This is a genomic window from Sphaerospermopsis kisseleviana CS-549 (assembly GCF_028329225.1).
Taxonomy (GTDB): domain Bacteria; phylum Cyanobacteriota; class Cyanobacteriia; order Cyanobacteriales; family Nostocaceae; genus Sphaerospermopsis; species Sphaerospermopsis kisseleviana.
Genome location: NZ_JAQMTI010000248.1, coordinates 1 through 5,500, shown reverse-complemented (window position 1 = coordinate 5,500; position 5,500 = coordinate 1). Strand labels below are relative to the sequence as shown.

General features: G+C 35.9%; 3 protein-coding genes. 1 reads left to right on the top strand and 2 read right to left on the bottom strand.

Features of this window, described 5'->3' with window-relative positions; translation table 11 throughout:
• Window positions 1-538: 538 nt before the first annotated feature.
• Window positions 539-3,367 carry a substrate-binding domain-containing protein gene (locus PN497_RS19255; RefSeq protein WP_096569865.1) on the top strand — a complete coding sequence of 943 codons (2,829 nt, stop codon included), beginning with the start codon at window positions 539-541 and terminating at the stop codon, window positions 3,365-3,367.
• Window positions 3,368-3,435: 68 nt separating this feature from the next.
• On the opposite strand, the gene PN497_RS19250 is transcribed toward PN497_RS19255, so the two are convergent.
• Both PN497_RS19250 and PN497_RS19245 read right to left on the bottom strand, forming a co-directional pair.
• Window positions 3,436-4,071, bottom strand: a complete 636-nt coding sequence (locus PN497_RS19250) for a nucleotidyltransferase family protein (protein ID WP_096569867.1) — start codon at window positions 4,069-4,071, stop codon at window positions 3,436-3,438.
• Window positions 4,072-4,114: 43 nt separating this feature from the next.
• Window positions 4,115-5,269 carry an XdhC family protein gene (locus PN497_RS19245; protein WP_096569869.1) on the bottom strand — a complete coding sequence of 385 codons (1,155 nt, stop codon included), beginning with the start codon at window positions 5,267-5,269 and terminating at the stop codon, window positions 4,115-4,117.
• Window positions 5,270-5,500 lie beyond the last annotated feature (231 nt).

The following is a 5,500-nucleotide window of genomic DNA, read 5'->3' as shown; positions in this document are numbered from 1 at the left end:
TTTGAAGGGTATACCTTAAAAACTGTGCATTTTGGGTCTGATAAATTAGAAAATCTGGGGATAACAGATAGCTAAAACTATTCCCTATTCCCTATTCCCTATTCCCTGCCTCAACGAAGGGACTTTTTCAGCAAACCCTAAGTAGGAATTAAGTGCAAGGTTTTTCAGTTGCCACCTCATAAAAGCTTGCACTTTTTTAACTTCCAGCAGGCTAAGACCCTTTACCTATAATCTTTTCATGTTTATTCAGCAAAACCTAACTACTCTGTATACAGCTATAGTAGGGGTTTAGCATTGCTAAACCCCTGTCCATGAAAGCCTGAGTGATTTTGGATTTAAGCTGTGATGGGCAATATTTCCCAAAATCAACAATAATAAAAAATACTGTTATATCAACCCAGTCACACAGCAGTATAGAATTTTTTAGGTAACTGAAGTTACTGGGGATAAGGATGTATAATTAACCCGTCTCCTCTACAAAAACAGTATTTTGATAGCTGGACTGCTTGATTATTTATTTTACCTTGATAAAGTGTGTATGTGGAAACAAGAGAAAAACGATAGTATAGTCCTTCATCTTGCCTTATCACTAGCCTTAGCTACCACCCCACTGGCAGCAAATGTTTTGGTATCATTGCCTGTACTAGCAGAATCAACAACTGATGTTTCTACTTTCCCATTACCGCAAACAGTAGAAAATGCAACCAGGGTGCGGATTGATGGCTCAATGAGTTTGGTAATGATCAACCAAAGCCTGAAAGATAGTTTTGAGAAACAGTTTTCTGGCACAGAGGTAGAAATTAGAGCTAATGGTACTGATGCGGCACTCAAAGCGTTGCTAGATGGTGAAATTGATATAGCAGCGATCGCTCGTGGACTAACCCCAGCAGAAAAAGCCCAAGGTTTAGAACAAATTAGCTTATACAGAGAAAAAATTGCCATTATTGTTGGTGCAAACAATCCTTTCCAGGGTGGTTTGACTATTGAACAATTGGCCAAGATTTTTCGGGGTGAAATTACTGATTGGTCAGAACTTGGAGGCGCACCTGGTAAAATTCGCTTGATTGATCGCCCCCTAAATGGCGATATTCGTAATTCTTTTCGCAATTATCCAGTCTTTAAATCTGCTGAATTTGGGACTGGTGCTAACGCTATACAAATAGCTGAAGATAAAACTGCCCTGATTGTCAAAGAATTAGGCACTGATGGTATTAGTTATGCGAGAGATAATCAGGTATCAAAATTACCAGATGTGCGAACTCTCAAAATCCAGGGATTTACAGCCAATGAATCTAAATATCCCTTTTCCCAGCCTTTGGTTTATGTTTACAAGCAAAATCCTAGCCCGGCAGTAGCTAGTTTTTTGGGTTTTACTACCGCATCTGTAGGAAAGAAAGCGATCGCAACAGCTAGAGATGCAGAAGCATCTGCGATCGCTGCCAGTGCATTACAAAGTTTTACTTTAGAAACTGCAACCAATTCCACACCAGCGGCTCAATCTGTAGATACTGTAGATACTGTAGATACTACTGTATCCTTTGAAAATCCCAATGTAGTCAATTCTTTACGAACAGAATCTTTACCTACTACAAATAATTCCAGTAATCAGCAGTTTGTCAATCCTTTGGCAAATAGAAATGCAGAATTTTTGATTGTCTTTTCTTTATTGCCCATTGTTGGTTTAGGAGGCTTTGTTGCCTGGTGGTTAAAGAGAAAACAACAATTAGCAGAGAAAAAAATATCTTTATTAGAAACATCAAATGGTGGTGCATCAATTACCGAAACCATACTCACAATACCTGACGAATACAGCACCACTCCCCCTGTTAACCACACCACGCTCACTAACGGTACATCACAATCTCATCAAAACACAAACTCAATCATCTCCAATTCAGAAAACAATTCCACTGTCACTGAATCAAAAACCTTAACTGGTACTTTAAACATAGTAACGGCAAAATCCACAAACACAAGAACAAAGGTAACAAACCATTTTACAGATAAAACAATTGCTCTAGATTCTGGCGAAGTGGTATGGGATACAGAAGCACCAGTAGCTGTTGTGAATACTCCCTATCCAGCAGTTACAAATATTCCAGCAGTATCATTTAATAATTTAGAATTTTCAACAGATGAGTTAAGCAGTTCTCTATTAGAATTACTAGAAGAACCAGCCGCATCATCTGCTAAAGAAGCCAGCGTTTCTCTGACAGAAGCACTCGGTATTACCGCAAATTCACCTGTGGAAAATTCCACTATTTCCCTATCACAATTATTAGATGATATCACAGAATCATCTGCTAAAGAAGCCAGCGTTTCTCTGACAGAAGCACTCGGTATTACCGCAAATTCAGAGGATGCTAATTCTCACACTTCTCTATGGGAATTACTCAGTGTTACCGCAAATTCAGAGGATGCTGATTCTCACACTTCCCTATGGGAATTGTTGCCTGTTTCGACAACAAATTCTGATCCAGAATCTAGAACTTCTCTAACTTCTCTATCAGAATTATTAGGCTTAAAACCAGAAGCCGAAGGTTCAGATTTAAGTCCCATAACAGATGAAATCAAAAAATCACTATCTGATTTATCAAATGAGTTAGAAGAAGTATTTAATACCTTTGAAAATCAAGCTGAAATCAAGGCTGATTTAGCCGCAGAAACTATTAATCATCAAGTCTGGGAAATAGAGGCAGATACAGAAAACATAGCTAGTGCTGATAATATTCTCGAAGATTACTTATCCGATTCAAAGGCGCAAACTCACACCACAGAAATTGTTAGTTGGTCAGATATAAGTGGAGACAGTAGCATTGTTTTCACACCTCGCACTCCCCAATGGGCTTATGTTTCTTGGTATGTTGCGGAAACTCAGAAAGAAGCAGCACAAAAAATAGGGGGTACTATTTTGGCAGTGCGACTTTATGATGCGACTGATATTGATCTCAGTTATCAATTTCCTCAACTGGTCCAGCAGTATGAATGTGAGGAAGTAATTTGTGATTGTTATGTAGCTATTCCCACAAGCAATCGTGACTATATGACTGAAATTGGTTATGTTACCAATAATAATGATTGGTTGTGTATAGCTCGTTCTGGTAAAATTCGTATTTTCAGTCGTCCTGGTAAAGACTTTTGGTTTGTAGCAGATACGGAATTAGTTATTCATGGTTCAACAGAACCAGGTGCAACTGTGACTATTGATGGTCATAAAATTAAACTCCACTCTGATGGTACTTTCCATTTGCGTGTTCCATTTTCAGATAAATTATTTAATTATCTGATGAAAGCTACTACTGATGATGGAGAGCAAAGTATTACTATCCTCAAGAAATTTTTCCAAGAAAGTTCAGAGTCATCCTGAACCCAGGATAGCGGAGTGAAGCATTTCAGTATGTCTTACTGACTGCTGAATGCTGACCATTTCCCAATTCAATTTTCCAGAAGTTTTTGATAATCTTGTGGTGTATCAATATCAATTGCACCTAAAGGAAAGCGAATACTAAAAACATCATTTTTATAGATTTTAATGAGTTTTCTTGCGCCCATATCCTGCGTTAAATTGGCTAATTCTGAAAAGTATTTTCTACTAAATAAAACAGGTACTCCTAATGTATCTGCATATTCACAAGCAATAATTTGTTGATTTGTAGAATGATATGATTCCACTAAATTATTAATGATTTCCGCATTTAAAAAAGGTTGATCACAAACAGTAATTACTACCGCTTCTATGGTAGGATAATTGTCTACAAGTGCAGTCATTCCCCAACAAATAGAAGCACTCATTCCTAACTGCCAATCTGGATTTTCAACTATTATAAGATTCGGTAGTTGAATTTGCTCCAGTTGAGAAAGTATACTTTCTGAATTTGCTCCTAATACTAACATTACAGGATGACAGACTGAAGCGATCGCCTGTTTTATAGTTTTGTTAACTAAACTTTCTCCTTGATAGGATAACAATTGTTTTGGTGAACCCATACGAGTTGATGCACCAGCAGCTAAAATAATAATACCAACGTTTGGTAATTGGTAATTGGTAATTGGTAATTGGTAATTGCTCATATTTATTTATAACTTCTAATTTCTATATTTTCTCAAATCTGAATTAATTATTAATCTCTATTTCCTTAATTTCATTTCTTTGATTTATTGGTTTTGTCCGATGTTTCAAAAAACCACCAGTGCGATTTTTAAGTATAGTTTGAATTTCCGCAATAATAGATAAAGCTATAGTTTCTGGTGTATCTGCACCAATATCTAAACCTACAGGAGCATAAAATTTAGCTAATTTTTCAGGGTTAAATTCTCCCATCGCTTCCTGTACATCTGTCAGTAATTTAGCAATTCTCTGTTTTGAACCCAAACAACCTAAATATTTAATATTAACTGGTATTAAAAGTTTGAGAATTGCCAAATCATCAAAATAATTATGAGTCATTACCACAGCAAGAGAATTTGCATTCACAGATAATTGTTGAGGTAAAATATCTCGACGAGTAAGAATAATTTCATCAGCCATAATAAAACGTTCTTTACTTAATTCTAAAGCACGACAATCAAAAATTGTCACTTTCCAACCTAACGCTTTAGCAAACTCTGCTAATGGAATTGCATCACGGCCAGCACCAAAAATCATTAAATTTGGTGGTGGTTGAATCAACTCAATAAAAACACTTACCTCACCTGAAGAAAGTTGATATTTATGAAAACTAGAGGATTGATTTTTTAATACTAATTCTGCATCTTTGATTAAAGCATTATTGATCACAGGTTCAGAAATATTACTATTTACAAAATCATCAGAATTAAGTGTTAAATGCGCCCCCAAAGAAACATTAATATTACCAGAAACACTAAAAACAGAAGCAATAACACCTGGTTGTTGATGAGATAAACATTGATGAATAAAAGCTAAAGGATTCAAAGGATCATCGTGATAAATACGCTCAATTAAAATATCTACCACACCATTACAACCTAAACCAAAACCCCAAATAATATCTTCCTCAGCATTGGTATCATAAGTAATGATCTTTGCTGTTTCATCTGTCGTCATTAAGCGGGTATGTTCAATGACATCATTTTCTAAACAACCTCCGCTAATAGTTCCCATTATTTTACCTGATGATGTAATCAACATTCGCGCACCCGGTTGACGATAGGTAGAACCTTGAACATTGACAACAGTTGCCAGAAATAATTCTTCGTTATTATGTTGATTGTCTACAAATGATGTAATAATAGAATTTATCTCTTTCATATTGTTGGAGAATCCTGTGATGTTAACAAATATCATGAATATAAATTTAATATTTAGTATAACAGTTTAGTGCTAATTACTGAAGATTAAATAGGGTTTGCTGAATAAACCTAAAACCTTGATATATCAAAGGTTAGAGGCTGATAAACACAGAAATTAGTGCAAGGGTTTTGAAGGGTATACCGGAAAAAGTGTGCATTTTTGGGGATTTCAAGAGATGGCAAAGAAATT